Source organism: Paenibacillus sp. JGP012 (assembly GCF_014203995.1).
In the GTDB taxonomy this organism is placed as follows: Bacteria; Bacillota; Bacilli; order Paenibacillales; family Paenibacillaceae; genus Paenibacillus; species Paenibacillus silvae.
In genome coordinates this window covers 25,193-43,743 of record NZ_JACHKG010000009.1, presented here as the reverse complement: position 1 = coordinate 43,743, position 18,551 = coordinate 25,193, and the positions used below count along the sequence as shown (strand labels likewise).

Annotated in this window: 14 protein-coding genes; 9 read left to right on the top strand and 5 right to left on the bottom strand. The window is 49.0% G+C overall.

What is annotated here, in order from left to right:
- Positions 1–514 precede the first annotated feature (514 nt).
- Both HNR77_RS13280 and allC read right to left on the bottom strand, forming a co-directional pair.
- Positions 515–1,753: a pyridoxal-phosphate-dependent aminotransferase family protein gene (locus tag HNR77_RS13280; protein WP_184184867.1), complete on the bottom strand. Its 1,239-nt coding sequence runs from the start codon at positions 1,751–1,753 to the stop codon at positions 515–517.
- Between the two features lie 26 nt (positions 1,754–1,779).
- Entirely contained in the window at positions 1,780–3,024 is a 1,245-nt protein-coding gene (gene allC / locus HNR77_RS13275; protein ID WP_184184864.1) for an allantoate deiminase, read from the bottom strand.
- A 170-nt stretch (positions 3,025–3,194) separates the two neighbouring features.
- Here allC and HNR77_RS13270 point away from each other — a divergent pair, with 170 nt between their 5' ends.
- Positions 3,195–4,826, top strand: coding sequence for a PucR family transcriptional regulator (locus HNR77_RS13270; RefSeq protein ID WP_184184861.1), 1,632 nt, complete (start codon positions 3,195–3,197; stop codon positions 4,824–4,826).
- Between the two features lie 156 nt (positions 4,827–4,982).
- Here HNR77_RS13270 and HNR77_RS13265 read toward each other — a convergent pair whose 3' ends face one another.
- Entirely contained in the window at positions 4,983–5,771 is a 789-nt protein-coding gene (locus HNR77_RS13265) for an alpha/beta hydrolase (protein WP_184184858.1), read from the bottom strand.
- 160 nt (positions 5,772–5,931) lie between these two features.
- Here HNR77_RS13265 and HNR77_RS13260 point away from each other — a divergent pair, with 160 nt between their 5' ends.
- From HNR77_RS13260 to HNR77_RS13250, 3 genes are all read left to right on the top strand, one after another.
- A complete protein-coding gene (locus tag HNR77_RS13260; RefSeq protein WP_184184855.1) occupies positions 5,932–6,555 on the top strand; it encodes a YhbD family protein in 624 nt (207 codons plus the stop codon).
- A 13-nt stretch (positions 6,556–6,568) separates the two neighbouring features.
- Entirely contained in the window at positions 6,569–7,396 is an 828-nt protein-coding gene (locus HNR77_RS13255; protein WP_184184852.1) for a polymer-forming cytoskeletal protein, read from the top strand.
- Between the two features lie 191 nt (positions 7,397–7,587).
- Positions 7,588–9,150: an MDR family MFS transporter gene (locus HNR77_RS13250; protein WP_184184849.1), complete on the top strand. Its 1,563-nt coding sequence runs from the start codon at positions 7,588–7,590 to the stop codon at positions 9,148–9,150.
- Between the two features lie 787 nt (positions 9,151–9,937).
- Here the strand turns inward: HNR77_RS13250 and HNR77_RS13245 are convergent.
- Positions 9,938–11,371: a VanW family protein gene (locus tag HNR77_RS13245; RefSeq protein ID WP_184184846.1), complete on the bottom strand. Its 1,434-nt coding sequence runs from the start codon at positions 11,369–11,371 to the stop codon at positions 9,938–9,940.
- Positions 11,372–11,624: 253 nt separating this feature from the next.
- On the opposite strand from HNR77_RS13245, the gene ftsE reads away from it, so the two are divergent.
- The 5 genes from ftsE (at position 11,625) to HNR77_RS13220 (ending at position 17,767) form a co-directional block, all read left to right on the top strand.
- Positions 11,625–12,311, top strand: coding sequence for a cell division ATP-binding protein FtsE (gene ftsE, locus HNR77_RS13240; RefSeq protein WP_056693908.1), 687 nt, complete (start codon positions 11,625–11,627; stop codon positions 12,309–12,311).
- Complete coding sequence (gene ftsX / locus HNR77_RS13235; RefSeq protein ID WP_184184843.1) at positions 12,301–13,218, top strand: permease-like cell division protein FtsX; 918 nt, start codon at positions 12,301–12,303, stop codon at positions 13,216–13,218. The genes ftsE and ftsX overlap by 11 nt, the downstream gene beginning before the upstream one ends.
- Before the next feature lie 195 nt (positions 13,219–13,413).
- A complete protein-coding gene (locus HNR77_RS13230; protein WP_184184840.1) occupies positions 13,414–14,694 on the top strand; it encodes a murein hydrolase activator EnvC family protein in 1,281 nt (426 codons plus the stop codon).
- Between the two features lie 208 nt (positions 14,695–14,902).
- Positions 14,903–16,375, top strand: a complete 1,473-nt coding sequence (locus HNR77_RS13225; RefSeq protein ID WP_184184837.1) for a S41 family peptidase — start codon at positions 14,903–14,905, stop codon at positions 16,373–16,375.
- Positions 16,376–16,438: 63 nt separating this feature from the next.
- Positions 16,439–17,767, top strand: coding sequence for a PDZ domain-containing protein (locus HNR77_RS13220; RefSeq protein WP_184184834.1), 1,329 nt, complete (start codon positions 16,439–16,441; stop codon positions 17,765–17,767).
- Between the two features lie 57 nt (positions 17,768–17,824).
- On the opposite strand, the gene HNR77_RS13215 is transcribed toward HNR77_RS13220, so the two are convergent.
- A complete protein-coding gene (locus tag HNR77_RS13215) occupies positions 17,825–18,526 on the bottom strand; it encodes a response regulator transcription factor (RefSeq protein WP_184184831.1) in 702 nt (233 codons plus the stop codon).
- Positions 18,527–18,551: the final 25 nt, after the last annotated feature.

The following is an 18,551-nucleotide window of genomic DNA, read 5'->3' as shown; positions in this document are numbered from 1 at the left end:
CCGAATCCATTTTTAATAGATTCACTGAATCGTTGATTCGCTCTATGATACAAAAGGATTCCGGTAATTCCCGGAATCCTTCTTGCTTGTGCCATTACAAAGTTTATTAGCGGTGCATATAGATTGACCTAATCTTTTCCACTGCAATCTCCAATGAGCCTGAACTACACTCCCTCTACGGCTGATCACGCTAACGATTCCAGCAAACGTTATTTACATGAATTAGACCATCCTGAAATTCTAACGATTTCACGAGACACTATTTCGCCAAAATGATACCATTTCCGCCACTTTTGCATGATTTCCAGCGAGATAGCGTTCCTGCGAATCGTTACATTTTCAAACAACCCATTTTGCGCTGAATAAGACTTCTGGGAATCGTTAGCGGCCTTAGTGAAAAGTTTTGTGCAGGAAAGCTGCATCGGAAGTTTATGGGTTGGCCTGAATAAGATTTATAGATATAGTTAGACTTAGTTCGTCATATTTAGATATAGTTCGCCTTAGTTTATCATTTTTAATGCGAGCAATCAGCATGTTCGTAAACGTCCAGAGCTTCCTGCACGCCGCGCCCGATGACAATTTGAGCTTGATTCCGAATAAGCACGGCTTCCAGTGCAGCCAGGACGAAGAGTACATTTTCCTTCCGGCAGCTGTAGCCCATCGTTCCAATTCGCCAGATTTGCCCATGCAGTGGACCGAACGAGCTGGCGATCTCGATGCCAAACTGTTGCAGAAGAGTGGTGCGCACAGCCTCGCCATCAACACCTGCCGGAATTTTTACACAGGTTACGACGGGCAGCTTCCATGCCACATCGTTGAACAGCTCGAGTCCCATACCGCGTATGCCGGCCATTAGCGCCTGTTCATGCAGTTTGTGGCGAGCGAAGCGTGCTTCGAGTCCTTCCTCAAGCAGGATACGCAGACCTTCGCGCAGTGCATAGAGCATGGAGGTTGCTTCGGTGTGATGGTTCAAACGGCGCGGTCCCCAGTAGTCCTGCAGCTGACTGAGATCAAAATAATTGCTGCGGATCGGATGTGCGACATCACGGCGATCACTATCCAGTGCAACGCCGCGTTCCACCTTTTTCCGACTCGTCAGAATACGTTCCACCCGCTCGTTGTAGGTGACCGGCGCCATGCCGGAAGGAACAGAGATACACTTCTGGGTTCCGCCAATAACGGCATCCAGCTGCCATTCGTCCACTTTGACCGGGGCACCTCCAATGGAAGCGACAGCATCCACTACCGTGAGGACACCAAGTTCGCGGCAGGCTGGACCGATCAGGTCTAGTGGCTGCATGCAGCCTGTGGATGTTTCGCCGTGCACGATTGCCAGTATTTTCGGCTTAACCCGTTTCACTTCGTCGATCACCGCTTGCTGGTCGAATACTTGTCCCCATGGGCATTCCATCAGGTGGAGCTCGGCACCCTGTCTCTCAGCGATTTCGGTCAGCAGATGTCCGAAACGTCCGAAAATGGGTACAAGCACTTTGTCGCCAGGCTCAATCAGACTGCATAACACGGCTTCCAGGCCTGAACGTGAAGTGCCGTCTACGGGGAAAGCCCATTGGTTTGTCGTTTGGAATGTTTGCCGCAGCATCTCCATCGTTTCATTCATCATGCGGGTAAAATCCGGATCAAATTGACCCAAAACAGGGGTGCTCATGGCTCGAAGAACTCTAGGGTCCACCTCAACGGGGCCGGGCGTCATAATCGTTCTCAAAGGTGCATTAATTTCCCGATACTGTGTCATCTCGTAATCGCCTCCTGATTGTTCATTCAATATGCCAGCTTATATAACAGGTCGATGAGCAGGAGTACACCGCGCTGCAAATCTTCCGTGTGGGTAAATTCAGCGGGGGAATGACTGATTCCGCCCCGGCTGGGTACAAACAGCAGAGCTGTCGGACAATAGGTTCCGAAGATCTGTGAGTCGTGTCCTGCTCCGCTGGTCATCCGTTTATAAGAGATTCCCTCGCGCCTCAGAATGTCTTCAGCCGCCTCGTTCAACGTGTGATCCATTGCGACCGGCGGTTCATCCATCCATTTATGATACATGACTCGTGTTCCGTGTTCAGCCGCGATTGTCTCGAATTCACGAAAGCATGTCTCGCAAAATTGCTCAATGGTATCCGCATCACTGTGGCGTACATCCAGACTGAAGGTAACCTCGCGTGCGATAACGTTACCTACATTCGGCTTGACCTCCATATGTCCGACAGTAGCCACAAGTCCACTCATGTCCGCTTTGGCGCGATGCGTCAAAAGGCGAATCATTTCGGCGGCGGTGAACATCGCATCCTGGCGCCATTGCATAGGTGTTGTTCCTGCGTGATTGCTCTCGCCGTACACCGTAATGTTATAGCGGCGCTGCCCGACGATGTGGCTGACGATCCCGATGGATTTCCCCTCACGTTCAAGCACTTCGCCTTGCTCGATGTGTAATTCGATGAAGCATTCGAGGTCCGTACGCTTGGGGGGTGAATGAAGGCCTGATCCAAACCCTGCATCCCTCATCGCCTGCTCAAGTAATATTCCGTTTACGTCTTTGACGTTATGGACGGTACCCCGATCCTTTACTCCTGTTATATTTCCTGAACCCCAGTACGTCATGGGGAAACGACTTCCCTCTTCTTCACACAGCGATACAATCTCAATCGGTTTGAGTGGCTGACCGTGATGCGTCAGCAAATATTCCACGGCAAGGAGTGAAGCAACAATTCCGAACGCTCCGTCGTATTTGCCGCCACCTGTAACGGTATCAATATGAGAGCCGGTTAATATAACCTTGGCTTCGGAATCTTTTCCGGCAAGCCGGCCAAATAAATTGCCAACATCGTCGTAACGTGCCGTAAGTCCGAGCTGTTCTATTTTCGCCTGGATTGCCTTCTGAGCTGAAATCCAAGCTTGGCCATAGAGTAAACGGGTTACGCCACCGCTTTGTTCTAATCCGTACGAGGCCAGCCATTCAACCATGTCTTCAATCTGCGCTGATAAGGCAGATGGTTTCAATTGTTTAATCATCAAATGCAATAACCCCCATTCCGGCAGTGCAAGCTTTCCAATTGATGTTATATTAATTGACTTGGCATTGCGTGTAATTAATCGTAAAATAAAAAATAATAGAAATCATTCACGAAAATGTAGAAGAATCATTCAATTCATTGTGCATGTTAACCATAGGGGTGGGGAAGATGAAAATAAACGACCTGCTAAAGCTGCCCATATTCAACGGGACAACCATTGTGGGGGGAGAGCTGGGTTTAAACAGGGAAGTTCATACGGTAAATATGATGGATGCTCCTGATATTATTCCTTATCTGAAAAGGAGTGAATTGTTGATCACAACGGCTTTTCACTTCAAGGATGATCTGCCAGCTTTGTTAGAATTGATTCGGGAGATGGGCCGTCAGGAATGCGCGGGGCTGGGTATCAAAAGCAAAAGATTTCTGGGGAGCATACCTGAATCAGCCGTTCAGTTGGCAGACGAACTGCATCTGCCTCTTTTGGAGCTGCCCGTGGAGCCTTCGCTTGGGGATATTGTCAATAAGGCGCTTAATCATATTCTCGATGTACAGACAGCACAGCTGCACCATGCAATACAAACGCACAGACAGTTCACGCAGCAGATTATGAGCGGCCAGGGTGTTCCCAAGCTGCTGGATCAGCTGTCCTCCTTACTGAAATTGCCTGTCATTCTGCTGGGCCCCTATTTGCAGCCTGTCTTTGGTGGCTTGTCACCCCGAACGGCTTTGCAGCTTGAGGAAATTTTATCCGCAGGTATGCGTTTCTACGTGCCGCCTTCCACCTTCTCGGCGTTTTCCTTGTTAGGGGAGAAAGGTGAGACGTTAACGCTGTTTCCTGTTTATACGCATAGACAATTGCACTACCTCTGTATTACAGGTTTTGTGCCGCCCTCTGAACGTTCGAGTATCCTGACCATTGAACAAGCGACCAACGTTATTGCGTTTGAATTAATGAAGGACAATGCCCTGAAGCAGAATCGTCGCCGCATCCAGAATGAATTTTTTTCGAATTTCATTGGGGGGATATTCTCCGGCAGTGAAGAGATTGCCAGTCGGGGACGGGAGTTTGGGCTGTCTAATGACCAGCGATATATTTGTGCAGTCGGCAAGCTGAGCAATAAGGATCGAACGACTTCGTTTCTGCAGTACAAGGCAGAGCAGGATCAGATCGCTGAGTATCTTGAAGGAGAAGTGGCTCAGTTTCGCTATCCGATCCATGTGTATACCTACGATCAATCCTACATTTTACTGATGCGCCTGACCGAGGAATGGAAGGTAATCCGGCCTTTCTTCATTGAGCTGTTGGAACGTTTGCAGAGCAAAATTGCAGCATATTACGAGTCGGACATGTCCTTTGGGTTCAGCAGTTACGCCCAGTCGCTGCCCCAGATTCCTTTGTCCTACAAAGAAGCGAATGAAGCGCTCTATTTCGGAGGCATTACGGGAAAGAAACGTTTTATAGAGCTATACCAGCCCAAGGAAGTGCCGGAAATTCTGCGTCTGATCCCCCAAGAGCATCTGAGGAAATTTTATATGGATACGATGCAGGGCTTTGAAGATGAAACGCTCAAGGACCACAAGATGCTGCTCCATACCCTGTCTGTCTATCTGGAAACGCACTGTCATCTTGCCGAGACGGCAAAAAGGCTGTACATTCATCGCAATACAGTCATTTATCGGTTGGAAAAATGCGAGGAGATTATTGGCCGCAGTCTGAAGGACCCGGAAGAAACGCTGCGCCTTCGCATGGCTTTTCGAATTAAAGCTTTGCTGCCGGAAGAGGGAAAATCGGATTGGTGAACATAGTAGGAATATACAGGTTCGGATAAAAAACAGGCCGGGAAGAGCTGCCTCCAAGGATGGTCATCGTTAAGAACGACATGACACTAACTCATGGAATATAGCTTGATCCCAGGCCTGTTTTGTTGAATCTTAATTCGGGGCTGTGGCGGTTCTTTAGCACTGTTTAGTCAGCGGCAGCCACTTCAATACATCCTGAATCTTCATATCCCAATATCCCCACTCATGCTCGCCTGGTTCTTCCTCGTAAGTTAACTCGAAATCGGTCTCTGAGCAGGCTTTGCGGAATGTCTGATTCTCTTCATATAAAAAGTCCTCTGTTCCGCAGCATTGATAAAGGAGAGGGCGTGGGCCCTGACTGTTTTTGCTTTCCTTGAGCAGATGAATCAGATCATTATCCGAACCGGCAAATTCGGGTCCAAAGATACGTAACAGCTCGGCCCGCTGTAAGGCCGAAGGTACTTCGTTGTTCATATGAGCAGCCATGTCCAGAGCGCCTGAGAGGCTTGCGGCAGCAGCGTATTGTTCCGGTTTGCGAAGAGCCAGCTTGAATGCCCCGTAACCGCCCATCGATAGTCCTGCAACAAAGTTATCTTCTCTTTGAGGTGATAGCGGGAAGAAGGAGCGGGCAAGTGCGGGCAATTCCTCGCTGATAAAGGTCCAGTATCGTCCTCCCTCAGCCATATCGGTGTAGAAGCTGCGGTGAACCTGAGGCATAACGACAGCAATGCCAAGAGAGGCAACATAACGTTCGATCGATGTACGGCGAAGCCAGATGGAGTCGTCATCAGACAGACCGTGAAGTAAATACAGGGTTGGGTGCAGACCAGAACCGGTGACATTGTGCATGCCGATCTGACTATGGGTTTGCTGAGGCAGAATCACATGCATACTGGTGCTTAGTCCGAGCGTGTCCGAATAAAATTCACATTTGATGAGTGCCATTAAAAAGTAACCCCTTTCATCATTGAAGATTGGCCTATAATCAAAGGTTATATCTAAAATAAAGCGAACGCAATGAAATTTTCGAAAACGCATTCAATCATTATGTTTTACAACGTAACAATGTTTTGTTACACTATCTTTGCGAAAAGGGGGTCCGGATATGACGGATGATTTGATCTCCAAAAAAGAACTGCTTGATCTGACAGGCATTTCATATGGTCAATTGTATCGCTGGAAACGGAAAAATCTCATTCCCGAGGAATGGTTTATTCGGAAGTCCTCGTTTACCGGACAGGAAACGTTCTTTCCGAAACAACAGATTTTACAGCGAATTGACAAGATCATTCATATGAAAGACGGATTATCGCTGGATGAACTGGCTGATGTATTCTCGCCAACACTCGGTGAGGTGGAGATGTCTGACCAGCAGCTGCTGGATCGAAACATTGTTTCATTATCTGCACTGGATTTGTTAAACGAAACCGGACGGCAGCAGTCATTATATGGCCTGGAACAGATTATGATGCTGTATGTGCTTGAGAAGCTGCTGCTGAGCGGAGACATTACCCAGCAGGAAGGCATGCTGCTGATTGATGTGATGTCTGAACATTACTATCGCTTCCGTGACCGTGCGAGCGAACTGCTGCTGATTCGCAAGATGGGCGTACCTGCCTTCATGCTGGTGGGCGCGGGAGCAGAGCTTTATTTTGATCAAGGGGTAAAAGTGGTACTGCGCATTCCGCTGGCATCATTTATGGAAGAATTGAAACTTAAATTGGGCTGAGGGGGAGTTATGCATGGAAGAACGTCATTTGAGAAACGATCTGAATGTTACAGGGTCACGCAAAACGACCGGGGGTAGTTATCACCGGGTTAATATCGACGGTATGGCCAAACTGGATGGAGACCTGGATTGTTTCTCCTTGAGCGTTAACGGCACGCTGAAAATCTATGGTTCCCTAACCTCTGAAAGCACAACGGTTAACGGAATGGCCAAGGTGGAGGGGGAGATGCGCACTCAGTCCCTGGATGTGAATGGAACGCTTGGGGTTCACGGCCCGGCTCGTGCTGAACATACTACGGTTAACGGAATGTGTACGATCAATGGTGCACTGGACAGCTCCCGAGTTCGGATCGATGGCATGACCACGATTGATGGTGACCTGTCTACGCCTGAATTAACTGTGAACGGAAAATGTAATGTACGAGGCAGAGTGGATGGTGAACGCATCGATATCGGCGGTATGGCAACGATTGATGGAGATGTTCAGGGTGAAGTAATCAGCGTTCAAGGCAATATCAAGGTAGGCGGATTGCTTAATGCAGACAGTGTGCAGATTCGTTTATATACGGCCTCTTCCGCGAGAGAAGTAGGCGGGGAGCGTATCGATATTCGGCGCAAGGAACGGAGCGGCTTCTGGAAAGCACTTGGTTTGGGCGGTGCACCTTCCTTCCGGGCTCAGCTCATCGAAGGGGATGAAATTGTGCTCGAGGATACCGAAGCAGATACGGTTCGGGGTACCCGAGTTCATATCGGGCGCGGCTGTAATATTCGCATCGTAGAGTATTCGGGCGAGCTTTCGGTTGATCCTGAAGCAAAGGTAGGACATAGCCAGCTAATCTAGATGCTGCCCTGCTAGAGGTTGAGGGCAGACTGCTAGAGTTAAATGACGATATATCTGGTAACGAGTTATCCTCCACAGGTAGAAGGTTTTACCACAAAGCAATCGGTCCTTGGACTGATTGCTTGCTGTTGCTTTTCGGATATACTAATGCAGTCATATGATATAGAACGGGAATGGAGAGATTAACAACAATGGCTGCACGTAATAATAAAATTGGATTTGTGCTGGCAGGGCTGCTGCTCAGCATATTGATGGCCTCAATGGATAATACCATTGTAGCTACGGCGATGGGGGATATCGTCGGCAAGCTCGGAGGACTCGACAAGTTTGTCTGGGTCACCTCTGCTTATATGGTAGCGGAGATGGCGGGTATGCCCATCTTTGGCAAGCTGTCCGATATGTATGGACGCAAAAAGTTTTTTGTATTCGGAATCATCGTATTTATGCTGGGTTCGGCTTTATGCGGTACGGCCACATCCATCGTGGAACTCACGATGTACAGAGCGATTCAGGGGATTGGTGCAGGAGCACTGGTGCCGATTGCCTTTACCATTATGTTTGATGTAGTGGCACCGGAAGCGCGAGGCAAGCTGGGTGGATTGTTTGGTGCGGTATTTGGACTTTCCAGTGTGTTTGGGCCGCTGCTGGGGGCATATATTACAGAATATGCAACCTGGGAATGGGTCTTCTACATTAACCTTCCGCTTGGCTTGGTGGCGTTCCTGTTTATCGCATTTTTCTATAAGGAATCCCATCAGCACCAGTCGCAGCAGATTGACTGGATGGGTGCTGTGACATTGATCGGTGCAGTGGTCTGCCTGATCTTCGGGCTGGAGCTGGGCGGCAAAACATATGCCTGGGACTCCCCGCAGATTCTGGGGTTATTCGCGGGATTCGTCGTGCTGGCACTGCTCTTCCTGTATGCAGAGAGCAAAGCGAAGGAGCCGATTATTTCGTTCAGCATGTTCCGCAAGCGCGTGTACTGGTCAAGCAATGTGATTGCGATGTTTAGCGGCGCTGCATTTATTACGGCATCGGTATATATCCCGATTTTCATCCAGGGTGTACTCGGCGGCAAAGCGACCAACTCCGGGCTTGTCCTGCTGCCGATGATGCTGGGCTCTGTAGTGACGGCTTCCATGGGCGGTGTGCTTATGACCAAAACCAAGTATCGCAACATTATGATTCCTACATTGGCACTGTTGGTTCTGGGTCTGGGCCTGTTGACTACATTGGATGAGGATTCATCCTTATGGACCATTCGGGTCTACATGGTTATGATTGGTCTTGGTGTCGGCTCATCGTTCTCCGTGCTGAGCAATGCAGCGATGAATGCATTTGAGCCGCGCAGAAGAGGAGCGGCCAGCTCTACGCTGAATTTCCTGCGTTCACTCGGGATGACGATGGGCATTACGATCTTTGGAATTGTGCAGAGCCAGGTGTTCACACGTAAAATGACGGACAGCATGGCTGGTGCTGTCGGAGAAGCCGGAGCATCAGCTGGAGCGCCTGCTGGCGGTCTGCCTGCCGGAATGGATCTGACGGACCCGCACGCGCTGTTATCACCAGAACTAAGACAACAGATTCCGTCTCACGTGCTGGATGCGATTACACATGCGCTGTCATCCTCCATTGTACAGCTGTTTGCCTGGGCTGTAATTCCTGCGGCACTTGCGCTGCTTGCTTCATTCTTCATGGGCAACGAGAAGATGGTTGTGGGCGAAGAGCAGCATGAGTATACAGCCGGGCATTAACAAGAAATTAAACGGAGTCATTTCAAGCTTTACTAGGGCGTGTTTTGAAATCCGCTGAAGTGCATCTTTTACCGCCTTTTCGCCTCCTGCTGCGTAACCTTCCGTTGACGTGCCCCGGCATGCCTGCGGGAAACGTACTAGATGGGAACGAAAATTCAACGCCTTCAGCGTTTTCAGACACGGACTATTCTCTTCAGTGCAAATTTTAAGGCATGTATTACAAATTAACATAGATCCTGAGAAGACACATTCTCATGTATGCTGTAAAGTGCATGAGAATGTGTCTTTTTGAATGTGTACCTGATATAGCTACGTATTGGAATGGTTTTTCCTGTGAGCTGGATGGGTGATGGGAATGGTTGTAGCAGCAGCTCCGCTGGTAACCTCCTTCTGCACACACTTTGACCTGACTCCAACCAGGCTAGAACTAAACTCCGTCTAGGCTGACCACCCTCGACATGAAGCAGGGCACTGCTTGCTGGGAGCTGCACGCAGTGCGGTTGCTGACCTCGCCGCTAACGATTCCAGGAAACGTTATTTACACGAATTAGACCATCCTGAAATTCTAACGATTTCACAAGACGCTATTTTGTCAAAATGATGCCATTTCCTCCACTTCTGCACGACTTCCATCGAAATAGCGTTTCTACGAATCGTTACATTTTCAAACGACCCAATTTGCACGGAATAAGGCTTCTGGGAATCGTTAGCGGCCACCACCGGAGTTACTCTGACCTCGGAGTGCCAAGTGTTAAGTTCTCTCGTTCTACTTGTAGTACAACTGAGTTTAAGGCTGATTACTTTCACGGATGCCGTCCTCCACTATAGATGGCTGCTTCGGATCAGGCATGCTGATGTGACCTGAGCGTGCAATCAGGCGGCTCTGTGCCTTGTAAGTATCGCGTGAGATCGTTTTGGACTCGACTACCTTGCCATCAATTTTTTTGGTGCGAACCGTCTCGACAATATAACCAGGCTGTCCATTCTGAAGCACCTGCTGGGCCCCATCGGGCAGCACGTTGCTGGATACATATTTTACGGGCACGCTCAGCGTTTCAATGGTACGGGACTCCAGCGCATAGCTGACATTTTCGGGAAATGTACCAAAAAACTTCACAACCATGCGCCCGCCCTGCACCTTCGCGTGAATCAATAATGATTTTTCAGTGTTGTTTTTGAAACGAAAATTAATTGCTCCTGACGCAAAGGTGGCGTCGAGTCCCTTCGGTATATATTTAACCGGCAGCGAATGATTGCGTCTCTCCACAATATCCAGCCCTGTCAGCAGGGCAGCGTTATAAACGGTGCTGGAAACCTGACAGATCCCCCCGCCGATTCCCGGTGTAAGTCGTCCATTGACGATGACCGGAGCCTCCCGAAAGCCATATTCCTTCTCCGCTTTACGAATGACTTTCTCATAATCGAACATACCTCCGGGCGGCAAAATCATACCGTTAATCGCTTGAGCCGCAGCGCTGACATTATGTACCCGGCCTTTACTGCTGTTGCCCAGACTTGTGGAGAATTGAATGATTTTGCGGTCGATGCCTTCCTGCTTCAATGAATCAATCGTAACCTCGGGTTTCAAGAGGTATAAAGGTAAAGAAATGCGAATGGGATCTGGCTTTGCGCCTTCATGTACATCGCTCAGTTCCCGGTGCAGCTTCGTCTGCACAAGGGTAGAGAGAGTTTTCCAATCAATCCGGTGTACGCTTTTCTCCGGAATGTACTGTACTTTATCATTTGCGGTGATGCGGCGCACGGCTTCCGCCGGGGTACCGAAGGTTTCTTTTTCCCAGGCAGGGCTAAGCAGTTGCTTGAGTGTTGGTTCGTTATAGGTCATATCCAAAGGGAATGTTTCGGGAAACTGATACCTTGCGTATGCGCGCTCCCACAGGTTGCCTTCCTCCAGCTTTTTTAGGGCATTTGCAAAGCTGTTTGCGTGGTAGCTCACCCCTAGTTCGCCTGCGGTATGAGTCATTGTGATCGGGCTTGGCTCAGCGATCTCAAGAGTAACAGGCCAGTCCTGCAATTGCTGGATGCGTATGCGCAGCTCTGTCAGCACTTCCTTGCGAGGTTTGCCATCCATCTCCCAGCCACCGACCTTCACACCTTTAGGCAAATTGGGCTGATTCACGTACATATAGAGCAATCCATAGGACGCGGAGCCGATCAAGAGCAGGGAGAACAGGACGATGACCGTAACATGAATTTTTTTCATAACCGAACGCTCCTTTTGGCTTCTGTTGTTTCGGAATTCGTAACATTATCTATCTATATGATCCAGGGGTGGAAAACTTTCGGGTACTCAATAGGTAACAAATTTGTTACAATAAACTTCATATGAATCCATGCTTCACCAGCATAAGAGGGGAACCGTGGATTTTTCCTGATGAATTTCAGGTCTTTTTAAAGGAAATGCCGGGATTGTGTCGAAATCATAATGGCTAACTATGTGAGCAGGAAGTGATGATGTGATAGAAATGCAGGACGTGTGGAAGACCTACGCCAACGGGACCCACGCATTACAAGGGGTGTCGGTGAAGATCGACCGCAATGAATTTGTCTATATCGTGGGTCCATCCGGTGCAGGCAAATCGACATTTATGAAGCTGATGTACAGAGAAGAAGTGCCGACCAAAGGGCAAATATCCATTAACGGATTTAATATTGGCAAGTTAAAACCACGGAAAATTCCTTACGTGCGCCGCAACATCGGCGTAGTGTTCCAGGATTTCCGTTTGCTGCCGAAGATGACCGCTTTTGAGAATGTTGCTTTTGCGATGGAAGTTATTGAAGCGCCCAAGCGGCATATCAAGAAACGGGTCATGGAAGTGCTCGATCTGGTAGGCCTGCGCAGCAAGGCTAATCGTGAGCCTTCACAGCTCTCCGGCGGAGAGCAGCAGCGGATTGCCATCGCACGTGCGATTGTCAACAATCCTTCGGTGATTATTGCGGACGAGCCTACAGGGAATCTGGATCCGGAGACGTCATGGGGCATTATGCAGCTGCTGGACGAGATCAATTTCCGGGGAACGACAATTGTGATGGCTACGCACAACAAGGACATCGTTAATACGATGCGTAAACGGGTTATCGCCATTGAACGCGGACAGATTGTACGGGATCAGATGAGAGGGGAATACGGTTATGAATTTTAGTACTCTCTTGCGGCATCTGCGGGAGGGCTTCAAGAACGTATTCCGCAATGGCTGGATGTCAGTGGCATCCGTGATGTCGATCATCGTCTCTCTGTTTATTCTTGGCGTGTTTATGCTGCTGGTGCTCAACGTGAACTCCATGGCGAATCAGGTAGACAGTCAGGTGGAAATCAGTACGTTTCTGGAGCTGAATGTGGACGAGAACCTGCGTAATACGTTGCAGCAGGAGATCAGCGCGATGCCTGAGGTCAGCGAGATTCGTTTTGTTTCCAAGGAGGAAGGGCTCAAGGAGTTCCGCGAACGTCTTGGATCAAGCGCAGATAATGTATTAAGCGGCTTTGATGTGGATAACAATCCACTGCCAGATACGATTGAAGTGAAAGTGATTGAACCGGAGACGGTCACATTTGTAGCACAGAAGATTGAAGCATTGAACGAGAAGCACCCGGAGAAGCCGATTATGAAAGTAAACTACGGCAAGGAAACGGTTGAAGTGCTGTTCAAATTTACGAAGCTTGTTCGGAACATCGGATTTATTTTTGTTGGAGGACTGGGTCTCATGTCCATGTTCCTGATCTCGAATACGATTCGCGTAACGATTCTCGCACGCCGCCGGGAGATTGGCATTATGAAGCTGGTGGGTGCAACCAACACCTTTATTCGCTGGCCTTTCTTTATTGAAGGGGCGTTGATTGGACTTATCGGTTCGATTGTTACAGTGGGTGTGCTCTTCTTCGGATACAGCCGCCTGATGGCGACTATTGGTCAGGATGTCTTTATGCAGATGCTTAATCTGGTTCCGCTCAGTGAGATTTGGCCGCTGATGGGAACGCTTCTGATCGGGCTTGGTGTATTGGTTGGTATTCTGGGCAGTACGCTGTCCATCCGCAAGTCGCTCAATGTGTAAGCTGCATTGCGCAGCAATTGTCGAAAAAGAATAGCAGAACAGGTTCATTATTGGGCGCTGTTTGACGATATGTAGAAAAGACGCAACGTTCAAAATGTTCAAAGGAACATGCAATGAAAGAAAGCAAAGGAACATGCTGTTCACCATCTGTGCAGATTGCTTTCTTGTGAATTCATAGGATGGGGGATTATCATTTTGAAAAAAACCGCTTCGCTGCTGGCCTTTATGTTACTGGCCGGTATGACGTTTCAACCTTCTGACGGATATGCCAAGAACAGCATCAGCGATATTGATCAGCAGATTCAGCAGCTGGAGAGCAAGGCAGCCACTGCCAAGCAGGAGCAGAAGAAAGCTGCTGCCAACAAAAAGGAAGCACAGCATTATAAGAATAAAACCAATGCGTATCTGAAGGTCGTATTGGAGCAGATCAATGTCGTTAGTGATGAGCTGGCGAGTGTATCGCTGCAGATTGAAAATACGGAGGAGGACCTTCGTACAACGAAAAAAGATCTGCAGGCCGCAGAAGAGCGCATTGTGGCAAGAGAAAAGCTGCTGGAATCACGTGTACGCCTGATGTATACAGACGGTGCGGTATCCTATCTGGATGTCCTGTTGTCCTCCACCAGCTTCACCGACTTTCTGACCCGTGCTGATTCACTCAAAACGATTGTAGACCAGGATCAGCATCTGCTGGACGAGCACAAAGCAGACAAGCAGCTGGTTGTGGAGAAAAAGGCAGACCTGGACCGGCAGTATGCCGAAGCCAAAAGTCTGTATGCGCAAAAGAAGCAGCGGAAATCACAGCTGAACGAGAAGGAGAAGGAAAAGCAGGTGCTTCTGGCTTCTTATGATGCTAAAATTGAAGAATCCGAAGAGTTGACACAAGAGCAGGAAGATGTGTTAATGCAGATTGCCAGCAAGCGGTCTGCTCTGTTGCAGGAAAAAAATAAATTACGTGAGCAGCAGGCTGCAGCAGCAGCCAAAGCTCGGGCTGAAGCTGCGGCAAGAGCCAAAGCAGCGGCGAAGACGCCGACCCGTGTAAGTACAAGCAGCGACAGTGCAGTGACCTATTCCGCAGGCAGCGGCATCTTCGCAAAACCAGTATCTGGTGGACGTATATCTTCGCCATTTGGTCCTCGGGTTCACCCGATTACCGGGGAAGTTGGTAAAATGCATAATGGTGTCGACTTCGCGGTTCCAGTAGGAACCTCGGTTCATGCCGCCGCCGGCGGAATCGTCATTATGGCTGAATGGTATAGTGGATATGGATATGCGGTTATCATTGACCATGGTAGCGGACTGTGGACATTATATGGACACTTGCGTGAGGGTGGTCTGAAGGTCAGCAAAGGGGATACAGTAAACAAAGGAGATGTCATTGCCGAGTCTGGTAATACAGGCAACTCTACCGGGCCACACTTGCACTTTGAAGTGCGTGATAATGGAACGGCTGTGAACCCGATGAATTACCTGTAGAATGGTCACATTGATGACTGTGTAATCGTTAAATCATTGACGAGTGTATTCATGTTGAACTCTTTGATAAAGTGCATAAAATTTTTAATGCCCGAATGGAAAAAACATAATCCGTACAAGCTAGACATATACTAAGCTGGCATGTTCAGGGAATGATTCGGATCGTGCGAATCGGAGGAGCTTCAAAACAAAAGGCGGTGACAAACGGATGATGAAGAAAAGATCGGCACTGCTGTTCGTAATACTGGGTCTGCTTGGCGGAAGTCTCTTAACGCTGGTGTTAATGACTTATCCGGGGATTACAAGTCAGGCTGCACCAGGCGAAGGACTTCTGGCGAGTGTTACCGGAAGTTCACAGCAGAAGAACGATATGAAGAAGATTGAAACCGCGATGGATTTGATCTCCAGAAACTATTATAAAGAAGTGGATCGTACCAAGCTGATTGATGGTGCGATCAATGGCATGATGGAATCACTTGGTGACCCGTACTCCAACTACATGGCCCAGGAAACGGCGGCCCAATTCGAAGAGTCGATTGAAGGCTCATTTACAGGAATCGGCGCAGAGGTTTCCTCGAAGGATGGTTATGTTGTTGTTGTATCCCCGATCAAAGGCTCACCAGCTGAAAAAGCGGGTATACGTGCGAAGGACATCATTTTGTCTGTTAACGGGGAATCTCTTCAAGGGCTTGAATTAAACAAAGCCGTTAACAAGATCAGAGGACCTAAAGGCAGTGAAGCCAAAGTACAGGTGAAACGGGCCGGATCCACAGAGCCGATTGAATTCACGATTGTACGTGATGATATTGATCTGGAAACCGTCTATGCCCATATGGAGGACGGCGGCATTGGTGTCATTAACATCACCCAGTTTTCAATGAATACAGGTGAGCGCTTCAAGGAAGAGCTGGCCAAGCTGGAGAAGCAGAATATGAAAGGCCTGATTATTGATGTACGGAATGACCCGGGCGGTGTGCTGCAAGTCGTTATTGATATCGCGGAGCAGTTCGTACCTAAGGGCAAAGTCATCGTTCAGGTGGAAGATAAAAATGGCAAGAAGGAACAAAGCAAGTCAAATGGTTCAGCCAAACCGTATCCAATTACGGTATTGATGAATAAGGGCAGCGCAAGTGCATCCGAGATTCTGGCAGGAGCTCTGCAGCAGTCGGCAGGTGCTACGCTGGTGGGTGAGAACTCGTTTGGTAAAGGAACCGTACAGACCAGCTACGATAAACAGATGGGTGACGGCAGCTTGCTGAAAATTACCATTGCCAAGTGGCTGACGCCTAACGGAGACTGGATTCATGAAAAAGGCATTAAACCGGATATTGCCGTAAATCAGCCGGACTATTTCTCGGTTGCTCCGATTAATAAAGAAAAGCTGCCGCTGAAATATGACAGCAATAGCACGGATGTGAAAAGCGCGCAGACGATGCTGAGAGGACTTGACTTCAAGCCGGATCGTGTAGATGGATATTACGATCAGAAGACGGAAGAAGCAGTCAAGGCATTCCAGAAGAAAAAAGGCATCCAGGTTACAGGTCAGATTGATGAAAAAACGGCTGAATCGCTGGAAGCATCTCTGATCGAACGGATTGCTAATCCTCAATATGATGCACAGCTGAAACGCGCGATCGAAAATGTCTCGAAGGATATTTCGTCCGCTGTGTCGAAGCCATAGAGAAGGCTGAATTTCAGCCTTCTTTTTTTCTGAACCGGCTGAAGGAGAGGAGTGAATGCCACAATGGAATGGGTATGGCCGTGGTTAACTGCTTTAGGGGAAGCATTGTTACAGTTGTTGATTCAGCCGTTTTATTATATCGCAATCATTATGATTGCCTTGATGTACCATCGTCAGTTGCTCCAGGAGCGTAAACTATTCCTTGTTCGTATGCAGAGCTCGATTACTCAGACGATTCGAGCTGTACTTGGAGGTATTGTCATTGGCGTCGCGGTATCCATTGTGTTTCTGTTCCTCGGCGCTCACCTGACCTTGGGCAGTCTGATCAGTATATGGGTTGCAGCGTTAGTATTAGCTCTTATTCGTATACGTTACCTGTGCTTTGCATATGCGGCGGGCGCGCTTGGTATACTTCAATTTGCATTCAATATGGCTTCTGGCTGGCAGCCTACCGGTATGCTTGGGCAGGTTGTAGAGACTGTGCGTGGACTGGACATGCCTGCGCTGCTTGTGCTGGCTGCGTTATTGCACATTTGCGAAGCAGCGTTCGCCCGCATGCAGGGGGTGTCTATGGCTTCCCCGTTTCTGATGGAGGGCAAACGAGGCAAATTGGTAGGCGGATATCAGATGCAGCTTTTCTGGGCACTTCCGCTGCTGATCCTTGTTCCCACCAATGGAGGCGGTGCAGCCCTTCCGTGGACTCCGCTGTTTCAAGCGGGGCAAGGTTACACGTTGATTGCACTTCCCATCCTGCTAGGACTGAGTGATAATACACAAAGCATGCTGCCAGGACGTAAAATGAAGCTTACAGCAAAGCGTTTGTTGTTATACAGCATGACCCTGCTCGTGTTCAGTTTGCTTGCCGTGTGGTGGCCGCCGTTGACCGTAGTTGCTGCGCTGGTGGCTTTTGCCGGGCATGAGCTTCTGGTATGGTATAGCGCGCTGGAGGAGCAGCATCTCAGTCCGGCATTTGTGCATCCACAGCATGGACTCAAGGTTCTGAGTGTAATCCCGAACAGTCCGGCTGCTGAACTTGGCATCGAAGCAGGGGAGACGCTGTACAAGGTGAATGGCATGCTTGTTCATTCACCGGAAGAGCTGCACCGGGCCTTGCGTATGAATTCGGCCTTCTGCAAGCTGGAGGTACGGAACCATCAAGGAGAGAGCAAGTTTATGCAGCGCGCCATCTACGAAGGCGAGCATCACCAGCTTGGAGTCGTTATGGCACCGGATAATCATGAGGCATGGGCCGTGCAGCCGCGTCCAGTGACGCTGCTTCAGGTATTGACGCTCAAGCTGTTCACACGCCGGAAAGAGCGGCGTATGGATGAGGCCCCTCTTGCCCTGCCATCAGCTCCTGTAGTGAGCGACAAAGGTTCTGTTGAAATGTAATCAAAAAGGCAGCTCCCTCCGCCAGGATTGGCGTGGAGAGCTGCCTTTTTGATTTGGCTATTTTTTTAACATAAAAATGGCGATTTGAGTACGATCACGCAGGTGCAGCTTGCCCAGAATGTCTGTTACGTAGTTTTTGACGGTGCCTTCACTCAGGAACAGCTTGGCGGCAATTTCTTTGTTGGATAGACCCTCGGATATTGCTTCAGCAACAGACAGCTCTGCCCGAGTAAGACCATAGGTTTCGAGAGGTTCATGTGCGGGTGCAGAAGCCGGTGCACGAAGGAGTCCCGCAAGTTTGCGAGCAATATCGGGATGAATCAGCATATCTCCTCGGTATACCGCTGCGATCCCTTGAATGATACGGGCAGGAGGTACATTTTTCAGCAAATATCCGCTTGCTCCGTTCTGCAAAGCCTGAATAATATATTCATCATCATCAAAGGTTGTCAGCATCAGCACCTGAACGTCGGGAAAACGGGATTTGATCAGACGTGTGCCTTCGACTCCATCACATTCGGGCATTCGAATATCCATGAGTATCACGTCTGCGGGCGTTCCAGAATTAAGTTGATCAAGTGCTTCTTTCCCGTTGGAGGCTGTGCCTGTGATGTGAATGCTTGTATCCAGACCGAGTACAACCTTCAGGCTCTCTCGGATAAAGTGATCATCGTCCACAAGCAGCACCTGAATACGAGAAGAGGCATCAGGTGGCAGCTTCTTGCTGTCAACGTTCTTTTCATGCTCTGGCTCAGACATAAGTGTGCTCCCTTCTAAATCCCTT